At 51.7% G+C, this 19,578-nt stretch carries 15 protein-coding genes; 1 reads left to right on the top strand and 14 read right to left on the bottom strand.

Translation table 11 applies throughout. From position 1 onward, the window contains the following. Positions 1–46: 46 nt before the first annotated feature. From AC0YNV_RS01600 to AC0YNV_RS01540, 13 genes are all read right to left on the bottom strand, one after another. A complete protein-coding gene (locus AC0YNV_RS01600; RefSeq protein WP_475765292.1) occupies positions 47–526 on the bottom strand; it encodes a hypothetical protein in 480 nt (159 codons plus the stop codon). Beyond that, a complete protein-coding gene (locus tag AC0YNV_RS01595) occupies positions 523–1,278 on the bottom strand; it encodes a tRNA threonylcarbamoyladenosine dehydratase (protein ID WP_475765291.1) in 756 nt (251 codons plus the stop codon). The genes AC0YNV_RS01600 and AC0YNV_RS01595 overlap by 4 nt, the downstream gene beginning before the upstream one ends. A gap of 177 nt (positions 1,279–1,455) precedes the next feature. After that, complete coding sequence (gene aspS, locus AC0YNV_RS01590; RefSeq protein WP_475765289.1) at positions 1,456–3,270, bottom strand: aspartate--tRNA ligase; 1,815 nt, start codon at positions 3,268–3,270, stop codon at positions 1,456–1,458. 83 nt (positions 3,271–3,353) lie between these two features. Further along, positions 3,354–4,601, bottom strand: coding sequence for a histidine--tRNA ligase (hisS, locus tag AC0YNV_RS01585; protein ID WP_475765287.1), 1,248 nt, complete (start codon positions 4,599–4,601; stop codon positions 3,354–3,356). 2,247 nt (positions 4,602–6,848) lie between these two features. Further along, the gene (locus AC0YNV_RS01580) at positions 6,849–7,019 is read right to left on the bottom strand and encodes a hypothetical protein (RefSeq protein WP_475765286.1); all 171 of its coding nucleotides are present in this window, start codon (positions 7,017–7,019) and stop codon (positions 6,849–6,851) included. A 226-nt stretch (positions 7,020–7,245) separates the two neighbouring features. Then, positions 7,246–7,689, bottom strand: coding sequence for a D-aminoacyl-tRNA deacylase (gene dtd / locus AC0YNV_RS01575; protein ID WP_475765285.1), 444 nt, complete (start codon positions 7,687–7,689; stop codon positions 7,246–7,248). A gap of 23 nt (positions 7,690–7,712) precedes the next feature. Further along, complete coding sequence (locus tag AC0YNV_RS01570) at positions 7,713–9,896, bottom strand: RelA/SpoT family protein (protein ID WP_475765283.1); 2,184 nt, start codon at positions 9,894–9,896, stop codon at positions 7,713–7,715. A gap of 339 nt (positions 9,897–10,235) precedes the next feature. Then, positions 10,236–10,748, bottom strand: coding sequence for an adenine phosphoribosyltransferase (locus tag AC0YNV_RS01565; RefSeq protein ID WP_210045682.1), 513 nt, complete (start codon positions 10,746–10,748; stop codon positions 10,236–10,238). Beyond that, positions 10,745–13,180 (bottom strand): single-stranded-DNA-specific exonuclease RecJ, encoded by a 2,436-nt coding sequence (recJ, locus tag AC0YNV_RS01560; RefSeq protein ID WP_475765281.1) that lies wholly within the window; start codon positions 13,178–13,180, stop codon positions 10,745–10,747. The genes AC0YNV_RS01565 and recJ overlap by 4 nt, the downstream gene beginning before the upstream one ends. Before the next feature lie 130 nt (positions 13,181–13,310). Beyond that, a complete protein-coding gene (locus AC0YNV_RS01555) occupies positions 13,311–14,222 on the bottom strand; it encodes a cation diffusion facilitator family transporter (RefSeq protein WP_475765279.1) in 912 nt (303 codons plus the stop codon). 42 nt (positions 14,223–14,264) lie between these two features. Next, a complete protein-coding gene (secF, locus tag AC0YNV_RS01550) occupies positions 14,265–15,197 on the bottom strand; it encodes a protein translocase subunit SecF (protein ID WP_475765277.1) in 933 nt (310 codons plus the stop codon). Then, positions 15,187–16,452: a protein translocase subunit SecD gene (gene secD, locus AC0YNV_RS01545; RefSeq protein ID WP_475765275.1), complete on the bottom strand. Its 1,266-nt coding sequence runs from the start codon at positions 16,450–16,452 to the stop codon at positions 15,187–15,189. Before secD ends, secF begins: the two co-directional genes overlap by 11 nt. Positions 16,453–16,542: 90 nt before the next feature. Next, positions 16,543–16,782: a post-transcriptional regulator gene (locus AC0YNV_RS01540; protein ID WP_210045737.1), complete on the bottom strand. Its 240-nt coding sequence runs from the start codon at positions 16,780–16,782 to the stop codon at positions 16,543–16,545. A 253-nt stretch (positions 16,783–17,035) separates the two neighbouring features. Here AC0YNV_RS01540 and spoVB point away from each other — a divergent pair, with 253 nt between their 5' ends. After that, a complete protein-coding gene (spoVB, locus tag AC0YNV_RS01535; protein WP_475765274.1) occupies positions 17,036–18,631 on the top strand; it encodes a stage V sporulation protein B in 1,596 nt (531 codons plus the stop codon). Positions 18,632–18,708: 77 nt separating this feature from the next. On the opposite strand, the gene AC0YNV_RS01530 is transcribed toward spoVB, so the two are convergent. Then, positions 18,709–19,440, bottom strand: a complete 732-nt coding sequence (locus AC0YNV_RS01530) for a YetF domain-containing protein (RefSeq protein WP_475765272.1) — start codon at positions 19,438–19,440, stop codon at positions 18,709–18,711. Positions 19,441–19,578: the final 138 nt, after the last annotated feature.

Here is a 19,578-nt window from a genome sequence, read left to right as displayed (position 1 = left end):
ATATCTCATGATTTCACTGAAACGGTTCTTTATTCGCGGTATTTGATTATTCCTGCTTGTCCACTGCCGGAGTATCCTGTGAAGGGGCAGCGTTGATCTTTTTCTTTGCCGGACGCTTGCCGGAACTCTTGGGCTTGGGCTTTACCGGTGAACGGAAGCGCATAGCGGTCCAGGTATCATCAAGCGAAACTAACGATACCCCTTCCCAGCCTGCCGATTTCAACACATTCCAGCCGCGGTCGCGGTTAAGATCCGTTTTGATCTTGGACGTGCCTTTTGGATAGCAGATCCAGACCATGCCGTCATCCTTGGCCGCCTCCATGACAATAGGTGCATGCTCATTCAAATCGGCAATACTGGGTGCAAACAATAGTACAAAATCGTAAGAGCCGGCCAGCTTGGGATCATAGGCGACCGATTCCCCGCTGACGCTCAGCTCCTCCAAATAATCAGGAGATGGCGGCTCCAGAATCAAAGCCCGCATATCCAGAGAAAGACGTAATTTATTCACTAAGGCTGCGTTCACGGTGTTTGTCCTCCTGCTTGTAGCAAATCTTTAACAACGACACTAACCATGATAAGACCCGCCACCGGAGGAACAAATGCATTGCTGGCCGGCGGCTGCTGAGCCTTGCGAATTTCCGGCGCATTATCGGGCACGATCCGCTGGGTAACATCCTCACGCGGCTTCTGCGGCGCCTCTGTCGAGAACACGACCTTCACGCCTTTTTTGATCCCGTCCTTGCGCAGCTTCGTGCGAACGACGCGGGCAATGGGATCCATGGACGTTTTGGAAATATCCGCCACCTGGAACTTCGTCGGATCCATTTTGTTGGCGGCGCCCATGCTTGAAATAATCGGAATTTTACGTTCCAGACATTGCTTGATGAGATGGATCTTGTACGAAATGGTATCGGACGCGTCAACCACATAATCCAGCTCGTATTCGAACAGCTTCTCATAGGTCTCTTCGGTATAAAACATCCTGAGCGAAATCGCATCGCAATCCGGATTGATCAGCTTGATCCGCTCCCGCATGAGATCGGCCTTGGGCTGGCCCACTGTAGTTGTGAGCGCATGGATTTGCCGGTTGATGTTTGTGATATCCACAACATCCTTGTCAATCAGAATAATACGGCCCACACCGGTTCGGGCAAGCGCCTCTGCAGCAATGGAGCCTACTCCCCCAATGCCAAGCACGGCGACAGTGCTCCGCTTCATGATCTCAAGGCCCTCAGGGCCGATAGCAAGCTCCGTACGCGAAAATTGATGTAGCATATGGTACAGCACCTCCTAAAAGTCCTGCATAAGCAAGGACAGCCTCTCAGTACGATACTTCTGTCTTATAGGCATGCATCCCCGCCGGATAACCCGGGGGAACGCTCCAGCCGTACCGGGATCGATCCGTCCTTGTTTACACGAGGTCTATGTTAAATGTGCAGCTTTCCCGCAAGTCTACTCAGCTGGCGTTCCGGCAGCGGCTGCTGCGGCTTCCGTCTGTTTTACCGGCTTGGGAAGCGTGCGAATATGAAGCTGCTGCAGCTGTGACAAATCGACCTCGGATGGGGCATCGACCATCAGATCGGTTGCGCTTGCCGTTTTTGGAAAAGCTATCGTCTCTCGCAGATTGGTACGGCCGGAAAGCAGCATCACCAGACGGTCGAAGCCAAAAGCGATTCCTCCATGCGGCGGCGTTCCATAATCAAATGCATCCAGCAGGAAGCCGAACTTCTCATGCGCTTCTTCGGAAGAGAAGCCAAGCGCCTTGAACATTAGCTCCTGTACCTCGCGTTTGTAAATACGCATGGAGCCCCCGCCCACTTCATACCCATTGAGCACCAGATCGTACGCTTGCGCGCGGATTTGACCCGGATCCGTGTCGAACAAAGCCAGATCCTCCTCGTTCGGACGGGTGAACGGATGATGTTCCGCCACGAAACGTTTGGAATCTTCATCCCAGCCAAGCAGCGGGAAATCCACAACCCAAGCAAATTTGAAGGCCGACTCATCAATCAGGCCCAGATCCTTGCCGATCTTCAGGCGCAAATTGCCAAGCACATCGGCGACCACTTTCTTCTTATCGGCCGAGAACAGCAGCAAGTCGCCTTCTTCCACGCCAAGACGCTCGGTAAGCGAAGCGATTTCCTCCGGCTTGAAAAATTTCACGATTGGTCCACGCCATTCGCCTTCCTTGACCGTTACCCAAGCCAGGCCTTTGCCGCCGTAACGCGATGCAAACGGCTGGAGGTCATCCAGCTCCTTGCGGCTCCAGCTGGCACAGCCCTTGGCATTGAGCGCCTTTACAACGCCGCCGCTTGCCGCTACGCTGGCGAATACTTTAACATCGCTGGTGCTCACGATATCCGTGATATCTTCCATCTCCAGGCCAAAACGCAGGTCAGGCTTATCCGAGCCGTATTTGTTCATGGCATCGGCATAGGTAATTTGCTGGAAAGGGGCTTGAATGTCGACCTGTACGGTTTCCTTAAGCAGCCGGACAACCAGCTTCTCCATCAGCTCAAGCAGCTGCTCCTGCGACAGGAAGGAGGTCTCGATGTCCACCTGCGTAAATTCAGGCTGACGGTCGGCGCGCAGATCCTCATCGCGGAAGCAGCGGGCGATCTGATAATAACGCTCAAGTCCGCTGACCATCAGAAGCTGCTTGAAGATTTGCGGTGACTGTGGGAGCGCGAAGAATTCGCCGGCGTGTACGCGGCTTGGCACCAGATAATCACGCGCGCCTTCCGGCGTGCTTTTGGTCAAGATCGGCGTTTCCACATCGATAAAGCCTTCTCCATCGAGGAAGTCGCGGAATATTTTGGCCGCTTTGGAGCGAAGCTGAAGCGTTCTTTGCATTTCCGGACGGCGAAGATCCAGATAGCGGTATTTCAAACGTACCGATTCATCCACTTCCACGCCATCCTCAATAGGGAATGGAGGTGTTTTGGCCGCGTTCATGATTTCGATTTCCGTAACGCGGATTTCAATTTCACCTGTTGCAATATTCGCATTGACCGTTTCCGCATCGCGTTCGACTACCTGACCTTTGACAGCCAGTACATATTCATTGCGCGCGCGGTCTGCAACAGCCAGCGCATCTCCGGAGAAATCCGGGTTGAAGACGATTTGCACAATGCCTGTACGGTCGCGAAGATCAATGAACAACACGCCGCCGAGGTCGCGCCGGCGCTGTACCCAGCCGTTCAATGTAACGGTCTGGCCTACTTCCGTTTTCGTTAACAAGCCGCAAGAATGAGTTTTCAACATCATGATTAGAGTCGACTCCTTTTAAGGTGTGTTCGTATTTTTGGCCATACACAAATCCGGATCGTACATTAAGAAAAAAACTGTCGTTACCCCAGAATTTCATCGGCCAGCCGGTCAAGCGGAACGAAGCGCTGCTCGCCGCTTGTCATATCCTTCAGAGCAATCTCGCCCTTGGCCAGCTCGTCATCGCCCAGTATCGCGGTGTAGCGTACCTGCAGGCGGTCCGCTGATTTCATCTGGGCCTTCATTTTCCTCCCCTGATAATCCCGTTCTGCCGCAATGCCGCGCAGGCGCAGCTGCTGCAGCACCTTCGTCAGCTCGCGTTCTGCCGCTTCGCCGAGCGCAACCAGGTAGACATCGACCCCGTTCAAATTCTCAAGCTCCACGCCCTGCGCTTCAAGCAAAATCACTGCGCGTTCCAAACCAAGTCCAAGTCCGACGCCCGGCTGATCAGGACCCCCGATATCGGCAACCAGTCCGTTATAGCGGCCGCCGCCGCCTACGGTATCGATAGCGCCGATGCCTGCAGCCTTGTATTCGAAGGCGGTGTGCGTATAATAATCAAGACCGCGCACAAGCCGGGAATTGATCGTGAACGGGATATCCATATCAGTCAGGCTGCGCTGCAAACCCTCAAAATGCGTCCTGCTCTCCTCATCCAGGCTGTCCAGAATGGACGGGGCGCCTTCAAAAAGATGCTGATCCTCTTTGCAGTCCAGCACACGCAGCGGATTGCGGTCGATCCGGGCCTGGCAATCCTTGCACAGCAGCCCGCGAATCGGATTCAGGAAGCCGAGCAGCTCACCGCGAAATGCGGCACGAACAGCAGGCGTTCCAACGGAGTTGATTTCCACGGTCACTCCGCTAAGGCCAATTTCTTTATAGAACATATAGCCCAGCGCAATGACTTCCGCATCGAGAGCGGGGTCAACCGCGCCGAGCGCTTCTACGCCGAACTGGTGAAACTGGCGGTAGCGGCCTGCCTGCTGGCGTTCATAGCGGAACATCGGGCCGATGTAATACAGCTTCGTCAAATCCGGTTCCCCATACAGCTTGTTCTCGACAAAAGCCCGTACTGCGCCTGCGGTACCTTCCGGGCGGAGCGTGATGCTGCGGTTGCCGCGGTCCATGAATGTGTACATCTCTTTCTCTACAATATCCGTCGCTTCTCCCACACCCCGTTGAAACAATTCTGTCGCTTCAATAATCGGTGTACGGATTTCCCGGAAATTAAACCGTCGGCAAATATCGCGTGCTTTGCTCTCTACAAATTGCCATCTTTCTACAGAACCAGGCAGAAAATCCTGCGTTCCAGGCGGCTTCTGAAACCCCATCGTTAACCCCTCCTTCTTATAATGGCCCTTCCTTCGCAAATACCAATTCAATTGCATCTGATGGGGAAAACCCGGCTGCAACGGCTTCCGGGCAGATAGCCCTCTTCCCCTTGTACCTTATTGGACTAGATACGTGTGTGATGATTCTACGCTCTATAAGGCCAAAAAAGCTCCCGCCCCTGCCTTATCAAAATAAGGCAAAAGGGACGAGAGCTGCGATAAACGAAGCTTCCGTGGTACCACCCACATTTCGAATCAGACCGCCAGCAAGCACGGCATTGATTCGCTTTACCCGGTTAACGCCCGATTACGCAGATCGGCTAATGTGCAACGGAACTGATGCAGTCCGTTTGCGGTTCACCGATTGTCCTCCGGGAAGTCTGTTCGTTCATGCACGCCGAGGATTCTTGCAGCCAAGGAATCCCTCTCTGAATTGGTGCGGGTTGAACGACGCGGTCCCATCACTGGATCGACACAATATAACAATCATTGTAGCGATGGGAATGGGGGCTGTCAAGGGGGATGCCCCCTAAATCCCCCGGAGGGAGACCCCAAAGGGTTCCGGCCCTCTGGACACCCGGCAGAATAACGTTGGCGATGCTGCCAAGCGGGTTAGCTGCTGCGAGGTCGCCTCGTTTTTCGTCCCTTGCGGGACCTGCAGCTGCCCCCTAAATCCCCCGGAGGGGGACCCCAAAGGGTTCCGGCCCTCTGGACTCCCGGCAGGGTAACGTTGGCGATGCTGCCAAGCAGGTTAGCTGCTGCGAGGTGGCCTCGTTTTTCGTCCCTGACGGGACCCGCTTTTACTTTTTCTGCGCTCGGGGCACCTGGTGTCCCTTCGGGACTGGAATAACGTTTGGGGTTCAGAGAGCGCATGAGCGTGACTATTTATGGTTTCTATTTTTCATCCCTGACTGGACCTGTTGATGCCCCCTAAATCCCCCGGAGGGGGACCCCAAAGGGTTCCGGCCCTATGGACTCCCGGCAGAATAACGTTGGCGATGCTGCCAAGCGGGTTAGCTGCTGCGAGGTGACCTCGTTTTTCGTCCCTTGCGGGACTCACTTTTACTTTTTCTGCTCTCGGGGCACCTGATGTCCCTTCGGAACTGGAATAACGTTTGGGGAACAGAGGGCGCATCAGCGTAATTATTATGGTTTCTAGCTTTCGTCCCTGACGGGACCTGCAGCTGCCCCCTAAATCCCCCGGAGGGGGACTCCAAAGGGTTCCGGCCCTATGGACACCCGGCAGAATAACGTTGGAGATGCTGCCAAGCGGGTTAGCTGCTGCGAGGTCGCCTCGTTTTTCGTCCCTTGCGGGACCCACTTTTACTTTTTCTGCGCTCGGGGCACCTGATGTCCCTTTGGGACTGGAATAACGTTTGGGGAACAGAGGGCGCATCAGCGTAATTATTATGGTTTCTAGCTTTCGTCCCTGACGGGACCTGCAGCTGCCCCCTAAATCCCCCGGAGGGGGACCCCAAAGGGGTCCGGCCCTCTGGACTCCCGGCAGAATAACGTTGGCGATGCTGCCAAGCGGGTTAGCTGCTGCGAGGTTGCCTCGGTTCTCGTCCCTTGCAGGACCCACTTTTACTTTTTCTGCGCTCGGGGCACCTGATGTCCCTTTGGGACTGGAATAACGTTTGGGGAACAGAGGGCGCATTCATGCAACTATTTAAACTTTCACGTTTACGTTACTGGAGACTGAAAAGTAAACTTATCAAACTTAAACATCACTCAAAAACCGGCTCTGTCACACCAACGTTATTATGGGGCGAAGTCCACCAGGCGACTTGGGAGCACAGTAAGGAAGTGTGTCCCGCAAGGGACGAAAACGATCCATGGTGAGAAGTAACTTCCATGCGTTTCTCTGTGCCGCCAACGTTATTCATTCCGGGTGTCCAGAGGGCCGGCGGCCCTTGGGGTCCCTCCTGTGGAGGGATACAGGGAGGTGAATGTAAAAAGAAAAAAACCTACAAACAATGTTGTAGGTCCATCAATAATATATTCAAAAAAGGGGGTCGACCTTTATTATAGGTTCAACATGTTATAGGAACATTGAAAATAAGTTACATTTTCATTACAAAATTAAAAGCGTTTCCTTTCACACTTCACAACCGTGCTCGACATTCCAAAAAAATTACCTACATGGAGATGCAAGCAATGTTTGATTAGAAAAAATCACAACATTCTCCGCACAAGATGAGAAAGAGGCCTCACTTCAGCTACGGCCTCTCCTCTCTTTGCACATCCTCAACTGCCGCGCTCGCCCTGAGTTTCTCGGCGTGGAGCCACTGCCCCGCCCAACCATTCGGCAGCGATCTCCTCCTCAAGCTCCGAGAAGATCAATGCTTCCCGGCGGTCCGCCTGAAGCAGTCTCCTGGAGGATCGTTCCATACCTTGCTCCTTACGCGACTGGTGCATGGCGGCAAACCCCTTTTCACCCATTTACTTAAAAAAGTCGTCCAGAGTCCGTAAGGCGGCAGATAAAAAGATCTGTCGCCAAGTCTCAAGGAAAAACCAGCCGGGTTATGAATTCTCCATTCCCGCTGCATCGCCTTTTTAAGCTTATATGGTTACTAGTGTTGCCCATGCGCCCGGAATTAAGCCGTGTCCGGCCGGTTTGGAATAAATTCTCTTCCTGACTCCCTTATTGCCTGCTGTCCAATAAAAGAGTGACCGGACCCCAATTGACCAAAGAGACATCCATCACTGCCCCAAAACGCCCCGTCTCCACATGAAGCCCACTGGACCGCAGCACCTCGTTAAAGTTTAAATACAGCGCTTCGGCCTGCTCCGGCTTGGCCGCAGCCATGAAATTGGGACGCCTGCCCTTTCGGCAATCGCCGTACAAAGTGAACTGGGAAATTAATAAAATGGACCCTCCGGTATCAAGAATGGATAAATTCATTTTATCGCTGTTATCTTCAAAAATCCGCAAGCCCGCAATTTTATCAGCCATCCAGCGGACATCGTTTTCGGTATCTTCATGCGTAAGACCTACCAACAAGACAAGACCTTGCTCGATGGAGCCCACCGTCTCGCCATCGATGGTTACGGCCGCATGCTTGCTTCGCTGCACAACGACTCTCATATGTCTATAACCCTCTTCATTACCTATTGCATGATCCGATGGACCGAATACACATCCTTCACACGCTTGATCTTCTCCACAACAGACTGCAAATGTTCCAGATTACGGATCAGGATGGTCATGTGGATCATGGCCAGCTTGTTCTTGTCAGAACGTCCGGACACCGCGGAAATATTGGTTTTGCTCTCCGACACGGCCTGAAGCACTTCATTCAGCAAGCCGCGGCGGTCATGGCCGGTAATTTCAATATCCACACTATAGTTGGCCTCAATGGACTGCTCCCACTCCACTTCAATAACGCGTCCCGCTTCCTCGCCGCCTTCACCGAGTGGAATGTTCTGGCAATCCGCCCGGTGAACGGATACGCCGCGGCCCCGGGTGATATATCCGATAATATCGTCGCCGGGGATCGGATTGCAGCAGCGCGCAAATCGAACGAGCAAATTATCCAGGCCTTTGACCGTAACACCATGGGTGGGCCGCGTCTTGCGCTGCGCCGGTGCGGTCTTGACATCCTTCTTCTCATTCGTCAATTCAATTTGATTGGCTTCTTCTGCTTCTTTGCGCATTTTTTCCGTCAGCTTGGTTACAATCTGGGCAGCAGTGATGCCGCCGAAACCGATCGCGGACAGCATATCGTCGATATCGTTAAAGGTGAATTTGGCGGCAGCTTCCTGCAGCTGCGAATCGCTGAGCCATGCCGGGGGCTCCAGCCCCAGACGTTTCAGCTCGCGCTCGAGCATGTCTCGGCCTTTCTCCACATTCTCTTCGCGGCGCTCTTTCTTGAACCACTGCTTGATTTTACTGCGGGCATGAGAGGATTGGGCGATTTTGATCCAGTCCTGACTGGGGCCGTAGGAATGCTTCGAGGTGAGAATCTCAACGATGTCACCGGTCTTCAGCTTGTAGTCAAGCGGGACGATTCGTCCGTTGACCTTGGCTCCGATCGTACGGTTGCCGACCTCCGTATGAACCCGGTAAGCGAAATCCAGCGGTACCGCACCTGCCGGCAGCTCAAAGACTTCCCCTTTTGGGGTAAATACAAAAACAAGATCGGAAAAGAAATCCATCTTCAGGGATTCGACAAATTCCGATGCGTCGCTGGCCTCATGCTGCAGCTCGATAATTTCACGGAACAGCGTCATTTTATCCTCGAAATAGCCGCCTGGCACTACGGCCCCTTCCTTGTAGGCCCAGTGGGCGGCAATCCCGAATTCGGATGTGCGGTGCATGTCCCACGTTCTGATCTGCACCTCCGTAGGCTCCCCTGTCGGTCCGATCACTGTCGTATGGAGCGACTGATACATATTGGCTTTGGGCATCGCGATATAATCCTTGAAGCGGCCAGGCATCGGCTTCCAAAGCGTATGAATAATACCGAGTGTGGCATAACAATCCTTGATATTATCCACAATAATACGGATGGCGAGCAGATCGTAGATTTCGTTGAACTGCTTGCTTCTCGTCGTCATTTTTTTATAAATGCTGTAAATATGCTTGGGCCTGCCGGATATATCGCCTTCAATATTCATTTCCTCGAGCTTCTCGGTGATCCGTCCGATGACGTCGGCGATATACTGCTCCCGCTCCGTGCGTTTCTTCTTCATCAGATTGGCAATTCGGTAATACTGCTGGGGATTCAAATAGCGCAGCGCGATATCTTCCATTTCCCACTTGATGGCAGAAATACCAAGACGGTTCGCGATCGGACAGAAAATCTCAAGCGTCTCATAGGCGATACGCCGCTGCGCTTCCTCTGACTGATATTTGAGTGTGCGCATATTATGAAGGCGGTCGGCAAGTTTAATAAGAATGACACGGATATCCTGCGCCATCGCGACAAACATTTTCCGGTAATTCTCGTTCTGCTGCTCTTCCTTGGAGCGGAACTGGATCTTCTCCAGCTTGGTCAGACCGTCCACAACCGCCGCGCATGGCTCGCCAAACCGGGACCTGACCTCTTCCAACGGGACGGTCGTATCCTCGACCACATCATGAAGGAGAGCCGCTATTATCGACAATACATCCATCTGCATATTGACGAGAATTTCCGCAACTGCAACAGGATGCAGGATATAGGGCTCACCTGATTTACGAACCTGCCCGTGATGGGCCTGATCTGCAAAATCATAAGCTTCCTGAATTTTTTGCAAATCCTGTTCCTTCATATAGGTGGAAGCTATTTTGAGTAACTGCTCGATGCCCATGAAACGTCCCTTCCCGACTTCTATTTCCCCTTATTATGCCCCCTGTCAGGGCTCAGCGTCAACTATGGCAGCCATTGGCGGCACTCTTGCCCCTCTTGTGAAGCGAGCCACCGGACCTGACATAGGCCCTTCATACACTAGCATGATGCGGCATACCTCATGCAGCCGGTCAAAGCAAGACCTTCGCCCCATTCACAAAACAAAAAGCAAGGTCAACTCTCACTGTTGATAGATGAGAAGAAAGCCTTATAAAATGATACGGAATGAACTTTATAAATTGAGAAAAAACACCGGAACATGATCATTCCGGTGTTTTTTCTTACCATCTGTTCGAAGGAATCAATAGGTCATCAATGAGAAAATATCAAGGTCGCCAAGCTTGCTGCGGCCGTCCAGATAACCAAGCTCGATCAGGAAGGCCGCTCCGATTACTTGTCCGCCAAGCTGATCGATCAGATTGAGTGTCGTTGCAATCGTTCCTCCCGTAGCGAGCAGATCATCTGCGATAAGCACTCTCTGGCCAGGCTGGATGGCGTCCTTGTGAATCGCCAGCTTGTCTTTGCCATACTCAAGATCATAATCGGCTTCTACCACCTCACCCGGAAGCTTGCCGCTTTTACGAATCGGTACGAATCCAACGCCAAGCGCAACCGCTAGCGGCGCACCTACAATAAAGCCGCGGGCTTCCGGTCCGGCAATCAGATCAATCTGCTTGTCTGCCACCGCCTGCTTCAGGGCATCGATAACCGCGCAGTAAACAGGACCATTGTTTATCAGTGTTGTAATATCCTTAAATCGAATGCCCGGCTGTGGAAAATCGGGAATAATCCGAATATAATCCTTAAAATTCATGAAACGCCCACTCCTTTTATTATGGATAACGGTAAAACTTCCTCCGCCTGCTCAATAATCCAGCCGGCAAGCTCTTTGGTTTCTGCGAACAAAATCTGCTCCGTCTTCTCCCGCCGCAGCGCATCACGATATGTCGGAGAATGGGCAAGCTCTCTTTTGACGGGATCGGCGACAAGCCGGAGCTCATTGTTCTCTGTATGGATCAGCTCCAGCTCCAGAAACACCTTCAGCATGAAAGCGGCAGACGCTTTCTTCCAACCCATCATGACAGACAGCCGATCCGCTGCGCCATCCTCGTTGATTGGACATACGCGACGAAGGGTCTGGTACAGGTGGCCGAAATTCTTGCGGTCCGTATGGGAGAATGGCTGTACGGCTGCAGTTTCAGGTTTTATTTGCTTGTCCTGACGCGATGCGGCAGATTTCGCTTTGCTGCCTGGCTTGTCTTCATTGCCGTTAAAGGATTCGCTGTACATGGCGTAGACCCTTTCAATCCCTTGGCAAGCCTTAATGGAGGAAGCGAGCTTATCTGCAGAAGGCGGCCTCCCCAGAATAATCAATTTAGAGCAATACCAGCTAGCTTCTGCAGCATCTTCATAAGTGACCATTCGAAGGCCATCCGGGAGAGCCGCGGATTCCGATTCCCTGACGGCCTCAAGCCATACCGGCGATGGAATCAGGACCAGGACAGATTCCAGATCGTCATCCTTGATCAGCTTGAGCAAAGCTGAGAACGAATCGCTGCCGGCTTGTCCACGGCGATCAAAAAGCTGAATATGCGGTACCCGCATATCGCCAACCATGAACTGCACCCTGCGTTCGCCATTCCATTCATTGATGGAAAGCTCGCCAACCAGTTCTAGCTCAGCGTCATCGGAGAGCTTATCCAACTGTTTGCCGAAGCCAAAACCGACCGCATCCAGCAGCTTCCCGTCGCCGCTTAGCGACAGCTTCAAATGCTTGCTCTCCCTGCCAATGGCCCGCCGGTCCGCAAGCTTCGCCCCTTGCAGAAGCAGCTTAGGGGCCATATTGCCGTTTCCAAACGGCTCAAGCTGTCCAAGCTGCTCCAATACATCCATGGAAGCATCTTTGATTGTACACGGCATATCAATCAAGGTTCCCGGGATCCAGTCTTCCTCCGTGAGCCATTCATCCGCCAGTTGGCACAGACGCGACTCCAGCAGCTCCAGATTGTCTGCATGCAGGCTCATGCCAGCTGCCGCCTGATGGCCGCCATAATGGTCCAGCAGTTCATCGCATCGTGTCAGCGCGGCATGCAAATCATATCCGGCAATCGACCTGGCAGAGCCCTTACACATCCTGCTTTCCTTGTCGATACTCAGAATAAGTGTTGGCTTGTAGAATCGATCAATCAGCTTGGACGCTACAATTCCTACAACGCCGACATTCCAGCCTTCTGAAGCCAGTACGATGACAGCCGGCTCCTTCTGCCCCGCTTCAGCGGCTAAGCTGCGCTTGTCCTCCCACTGCTGCTCGGCTTCCTTCACAATGGTTTCCACGATAATCTGCCTCTCACGGTTCAAGGTATCCAGTGTAAAAGCAGCCTCTGCCGCTGTCTCGTCATCCGAAGCGATAAGCAGGTTCAATGCCCGATGCGCATGGTCCAGACGGCCCGCCGCGTTGATCCGCGGCGCCATTCCAAAACCAATGTCTGTAGAATTGACATCAGCAAGCTTGATACCCGCCGCGTCCGCAAGAGCACGGAAGCCCGGCTTATCCCCTTTGCGCAGCTCCAGCAGGCCAAGACGCACCAATACCCGGTTTTCATCCGTGAGCGGCATTAAATCCGCGACGGTACCAAGAGCGACAACATCGCACCATTCCACCGGCGGTTCGCCCAGCAGCGCCTGTGCCAGCTTGAACGCCACGCCTACACCTGCCAAGCCCTTAAACGGGTAGGAACAGTCCTCCTGCTTGGGATTGATTAATGACCATGCATCCGGCAGCACATGCGGCGGCTCGTGGTGATCCGTCACAATAACATCGATCCCCAGCGAATTGGCGTGATTGATTTGTTCAACAGCGCTGATTCCAGTATCCACTGTCACAATCAGCTTAACCCCCGCTTCAGCGGCAAGATCAATCGCTTTTACATTCAGTCCATACCCCTCCAGGGTACGGTGCGGTATGTAGAAGTCGAACTTCAGTCCCATTCTGCGGAACAAAAAGGTCATCAGCGCAGTGGAGGAAACTCCATCTGCGTCATAGTCGCCAAATATTCGGATATACTCATTTCGTTCCTCCGCCTGCCTGATGCGCTTAACGGCTTGTTCCATCCCCTTCAGCAGAAATGGATCATGCAGGCCCTCTACACCGCTATAAAGAAACTGACGCGCGGCATCAACGCCAGCTAAACCCCTTTGAACAAGCAGTCTTGCGACCAATGGTGATAAGGATAATTCACGGGCCAATATGGCGGCGCGCTCCTCTCCTTCATCGTCAATCTTTGCGATAGTCCAACGTGTTTTGGATCTGATCAGAATGCACACCTCCTTTCACCGGGACTGAAAAATCGTTATGAGCTCAAAAAAAACGCTGCTGCTACTGCAACAGCGTCGGCATATGGTCCTGGTTCGGATCGTGATTGGATTTGTATGGATAACCCGGGTCATAGGGCTCAACATGTACCGATACATCCGTAACATGACTGAACCGCTTCATCAAGAAGTATTTGACCCGCTTGGCAATCTCGTTGCCCTCTAAAACCGAGATGCGCGGATTAACACTAATTACGATGTCCCCGACAACATAATGCCCATGCTCCCGGACACGAAGCTCCTCAACTGCAATTACGCCTTCAATCCGCTGAATCGCGGCTTTGAATTCATTCAAATCCGCAGGCTCGATCTCACTTGAATGGCTTTTCAATACGGAAGCTGAAGCTACACGATAACCGCTGGAGAACACAATCACCACAATAATAAGCGATGACGCGGGGTCAAAATAATAGAGCACCGGCAGATCGAGCGGCTTGCCGAGGGCTGCCGCACCTGTTCCCACGAGAGCAGCCAATGAAGCATAAAAATCAGTGCGGCGTTCTTTAATCGGGAAGAACAGCTCCTTTATGACAAAAGCTAGCACGACTGTTGTAACGGCAGGCCAGCCCGGCCCCTTGTCCACCCCGTCGGCGATTGATTTTATGGCGGATATACCGATTTCCAATCCGACAATCATCAGTAATATCGAAGCCATCACACCGGATGCTGCCTCGGTTTTTCCTTGCAGGGCCGGTACCGGAGCATCGGGTGCGCCAAGCCTCCTGCTGCGCCTGATACCGGTAAGAGAGACAAATGATGAAGCAGCGTCGGAGGCGGAGCGGCATGCATCGGCAAGCAATGCTTTACTGCCTGTTTGCGCACCGATTCCACCTTTCACCGCCGCGATGCAGACATTACCGAGAAGTCCGGTCCATGCCGCTGATTCCGCCTTAGCGTAACGTTGATTCGCTGTCATGGAGGCCTCCTAAGCCATCATAATAATTGAATCCTTATATTCTTATGAAGCGGCTGGCGTTTTTACCGCAGTTTTTGGTTTTTGTTTCTTCTTCAACACCAGCCAGAGCGGGCTTGCGATAAAGATCGAAGAATATGCTCCGCTGACAAGTCCAATGAGAATGGCCAGTGAGAACAGTTTGATGGCTTCACTGCCGAATATCAACAAACAAATTGCAGCGACCGCAACAGTCAATACCGTATTAATGGAACGTGTGAACGTCTGCCCTACGCTGGCATTAACCAGCTCGTCCAGATCGGACGGCTTTTTGATCTTGGCAAAACGTAAATTCTCGCGCACACGGTCAAATATGACGATCGTATCGTTAATGGAGTAACCGATAATGGTCAATACCGCAACGATGAACGGCAAATTCACTTCCAGCTGCAGAATGGAGAACACACTGATTACGATGAAGGCGTCATGCATCAGGGCGACAATCGCCGCGAGCGCAAAGCGCCATTCAAAACGGATGCTTACATAGATCACGATACCCAAACTTGCAACGAGCATCGCAATTAATGCATTGCGTTCCAGTTCTTTGGCAATTTCAACATCAACCGTATTCACCTCGGCGGATGCATCCTTGTCAAATTTCGCAGCAAAGCCATCTTTAAGCGTTCTTTCCTTGGCGTCGTCAAGAACGGTGTCAAAGCGCATGGTTACACGGCTGGCTCCAACGGTTATGGCCGGTTGACCCAGGCCGTTATCCGCAAGGAACTTCTCGATGGCTTCCTTTTGTCCACTCATATCCTTCTTGACGGCGATATCGACACTGGAGCCTGCACGAAAATCAACCCCGTAATTCATTCCAAAAATGCCGAGCATAGCGATTCCCAATATCGTGATGGCAATCGAAAAGATAAAGAAATAACGGGATCTTTTTACAAAATCGAACTTGATGTTCGAATCATGACCAAATTTATTAAAGCGCACGGATATCCTCCTCCTTGACTCCGAAATATCCCGGTTTTTTCACCAAGTTACTGCGAATAAGCAGGGAAAGGAGAAAGCGGGAGATGAACACGTTGGACAGTATACTCACAATAATGGTCAGGATGAGGATGATCGCAAAGCCTTTGACAGCGCCTGTCCCAAGGAAATAAAGCACGATCCCTGCAATCCCTGTCGTTACGTGCGCATCAATAATGGTCCGGAAAGAGTTTTTGGAACCGGCCTTATGCGAGGACATGATGCTCTTGCCGCTGCGCATTTCCTCCTTGATCCGTTCCGCCATAATAATGTTGGCGTCGACCGCCATCCCGATTCCCAATATAAAGGCGGCAATACCAGGCAGAGTAAGCGTCGCATTAATCAAGTTGAAGCACAGGAGCAAAAGCCAGATGAACACCACGATCGACACACTGGCAATAATTCCAGGCAGACGGTAAAAAATCATCATAAACAGCAGGATAAGCACCGTTCCGAGCGCACCGGCAAACAATGTTTCCTGCAAGGAAAGTTTGCCCAGGGTCGCCCCTACGCTCTGGGTATATTTCTCCGTCAATTTAAGCGGAAGTGCGCCAAGGTTGATTGTATTCTTCAGATCGGTTGCTTCCTCACGGGTGTAATCACCGGTTATAACAGCTTCATCGCTGTTGATTTCCTGTGCAACGTTAGGCGCTGATAGCTCTGTATCATCCAAATAAATGGCCAATTGATTTTTTGGAGAAAGCTTCGCAATTTCTCTGGTTATCTCAGCAAATTTGCTTTTATCCTTCATCTTTATGGATATCTCATACTGGTTCAAATTGGTTTGGCGGATATCCGCCCCATTTTGTTTGAACTCGTTCCCTTGAAGCTCCACATTGCAATAGCCTGCGTCGTCAGCACAGCCGCGGGCACTGCGGAAAGTAAGCTCAGCCGGTTTCTTGAGAATATCACGTACTTTATTCTCATCGGTGACTCCTGCAATCTTGACGCGAATCCGGTTTGAACCTTCAGTTGTTACGTCAGGCTCAGCAACCCCCGTTGCGTTTGCACGCTGTTCGAGACTTTTGGCTGTCTCGGTCAAGGACTCTTTGGTAACCTTTCCACCTGCTTCAATCGGTTGTGCCTCGTACAGAATTTCGAATCCACCCTTCAGATCAAGACCCAGCCTGACCTTGTCAATGATCATAGGGCTAGTTGCTGCTACGACGCCGACGGATACGACGACGATGAGCACAAATGCTAGCAGACGACGGTTCATAATACCCTTAGTTCCCCCTTAAATTCTCATGTCAATATTCCTATTATAACGATGGTGCAAAAACGAGTCAAAAAAAAAAGAGCCCCTCTTTTAAAAATGGGTTCCTTTATAGGCGCTGATGGTCATAAAGTTCATGAATTTCGTTACCTTGAGCGACAAAATGTCATTTACCACCTGGTGCATCATCGGTTCTCCGGTCTTGGCGTATTTCTCACTGACACATTCCCATATATCCTTGCCTGAAACATATTCGTAGCCCACAAGCCTGAACTCTTCCGCTTTGCTCTGACACAGCGATTCAATCGAGCTCACCCATTCTTCACTTGTCATCGGCTTATCGTCATCAGTCAATAAAAGATTATTATCCGTTGTCAAGGGAACAACTCCTTTCGCACTTCCTGCTTTCTTTCTCTGCTGCTCCTTATATTCGCCGCTTAGCCCCTGAATTCCTGCTGCAGGTTCAAAATTGGCTGCATGGAAACGGACATGCCTCGCATAAACATGAAGACAGGACAGGTTAGCGTCTGCATGCTGTCATTCACTTAAGCACGTCCATTAATCGTGGAGGAAAGAGGGAACGACCGTGACCAAGCAAACGTTTATCAAAGGGGCTCTTATCCTGCTGGCTGCCGGGGTCGTGAATCGCATTCTTGCGTTCATTCCCCGTATTGCGCTGCCGCGAATCATCGGAGCGGAGGGCGTGGGCCTATACCAGCTCGGTTACCCTTTCCTGATCGTGCTTCTTACCCTTATAACAGGCGGGATTCCCCTGGCAATCGCCAAATGGATTGCCGAGGCGGAGTCACAAGGCGATCATAGACGCGTAAAACAAATTTTCCGGACGGCAATGGGACTGGTGGTTTCTCTGTCCTGCGTGCTGACAGTCTCCTTTATTCTGCTTACCCCTTGGATGGTCAAGCATTTGATGACAGACCAGCGCGTTTATCAGACCTTTCTCATGATGACCCCCCTCCTTCTCATAATCGGGATTTCTTCCGTTTACAGGGGCTATTTTCAAGGCAAACAAAATATGATTCCAACCGCGATTTCCACGACCGTCGAAACGATTTTCCGTATTGTTTTTGTACTCCTGTTTGCAAGCTGGCTGCTTCCTTACGGTCTGGCATGGGCGGCGGCAGGCGCCATGATCGGCGTCGTTGCTGGTGAAATTATGGGATTGGCGGTATTAGTCTGGCAGTATGTCCGGGACAAGCGCCGGCAATCCTCCGCCCCGCAGCATGAAGCGGCAGACAGTCTGGAAGCCGCCTATCAGCCCGGCCAGCCAATAATGGGCAGCGATAGTCAAAAACCAATCCTGCGGCTCATCAATCTGTCCGTCCCCGTGACGGCAAGCAGAATGATCGGCTCCTTCTCCTACCTGCTCGAATCCATTTTCACCGCTCGTGCGCTCGCAGCCGCGGGTATCGCAACCGGCATTGCAACTGCCCAGTATGGCGCCCTGCAGGGAATGATCATCCCTATCCTGCTTCTGCCGACGGCGCTTACTTACTCGCTGGCTGTTTCTCTGATTCCCTCGCTTTCTGAAGCAGCAGCCAAAGGAGATTGGACGACAATCCATAAGCGGCTTCACCAATCGATGCGGCTGGCCCTGGTCACTGGCGCCCCCTTCGTCGTGGTGATGGCCCTGTTCGCCGAACCGATCTGCCGGCTGCTGTACAATCATGCGGAAATTGCCCCCATGCTCAAGTGGATGGCGCCAATCGGTCTCTTTATTTACATGCAGGCTCCGCTCCAGGCTGCGCTCCAGGCGTTGGAGAAGCCAGGTACAGCTCTTATGAATACATTCATTGGCGCAGTGGTCAAGCTTCTCCTTATTATCAAATTAGCTTCTGACCCTGAGCTTGGCATCTATGGTGCTCTGATCGCCATCAATATCAATATCGTTCTGGTCACTTTGCTTCATGCATTCAGTGTTATGCGTTTTGTCAAATTCCGGATGAACATTATGGACTTCCTGAAGGTCGGAGCGGCAATGGTTATCATGGGGGCTGTCTCCCTCTGGATGATGAATCAACAAACCCTGCCAGCATTATGGCAAAACATGACCGCAGCCTGCCTCCTTGGCGTTTTGGTATATTTGATTCTAATGGTTAAGCTTCGCATTATTGACCGTTATGATGCCGCCCGGCTCCCCCTGATCGGAAGGTGGTTCCGCTAAATAATATCTAAATCCTAAAGAGGAATGGGCAGAAAAAAGGATCGCTCCTTCTCATCCGGGGAGAGAAAGAACGGTCCTTATTTGCGGCCATCATCGATATACAGCTTGCCATTGTGGTCAATGGTGCAGAGAAATATTTTCTTCATATCATACACGCCATTCTGGCGCAGTTGGTTATTAAGCCAGAAACGGTCTTTGCCCATACTCTCCAAATTATCGGTTTGCAGCTTGCCGTCCATGATCAAGGCAACAGGCAAGGATTCGAATCTGAAATTTTTGGGAAAAGGCTTCGGCGGCGTTGATTTTTTGGCCCATTCGGAATCTTGCCGGTTGTTGGCATCCGGTTCATCCGGCTGCGGATTCTCTTTTTCGATGACGGATAATTTGCCGCTTGGTTCAAGAAGCGCGAATTCAACATCGGCAACAGAAGATATCTGATTTTCCCGAAGCTGCAGCATGAGATCATCCAGATTGTATCGCTGCTTTTTCATGGCCTCGCGATCCAGCTTGCCTCCCTGAATAACGACCGAGGGCTTACCATCAAACCATGTGCGAAGCGTGTGGCTTTTCAAGGTGATTAATGCAATCCCAATCTGGATGATGACCAGTACGGCCATCGGAAGCAAGCCTTCCATCATCGGTCTTGACGTGTCTTCAATAACAATGACCGCAATTTCCGCGATCATGACAGAGATCACAAGATCAAAGACTGACAACCGGCCGATCTCTCTTTTCCCCATGAAACGCAAGGTCAGAAAGACCACAAAATAAATCAAAACGGTACGGAGCGCAAGAATCCAGAGGTCCATCAGATCACGTCCTCCCAAAGTTCTAAGGAGTATTGTCACCTTCCATGTGCGGGGTCATACGTCCAAAAGGGTTGGTTATATTCATCTCCTGCCCCAAATTCTGCCCCATGGAATCTTCATTGCCACAATTGGAATATT

The organism is Paenibacillus sp. JT31N11, from assembly GCF_056269285.1.
The sequence above is the reverse complement of the archived record's forward strand: the minus strand, read 5'-3'. Positions and strand labels throughout refer to the sequence as shown.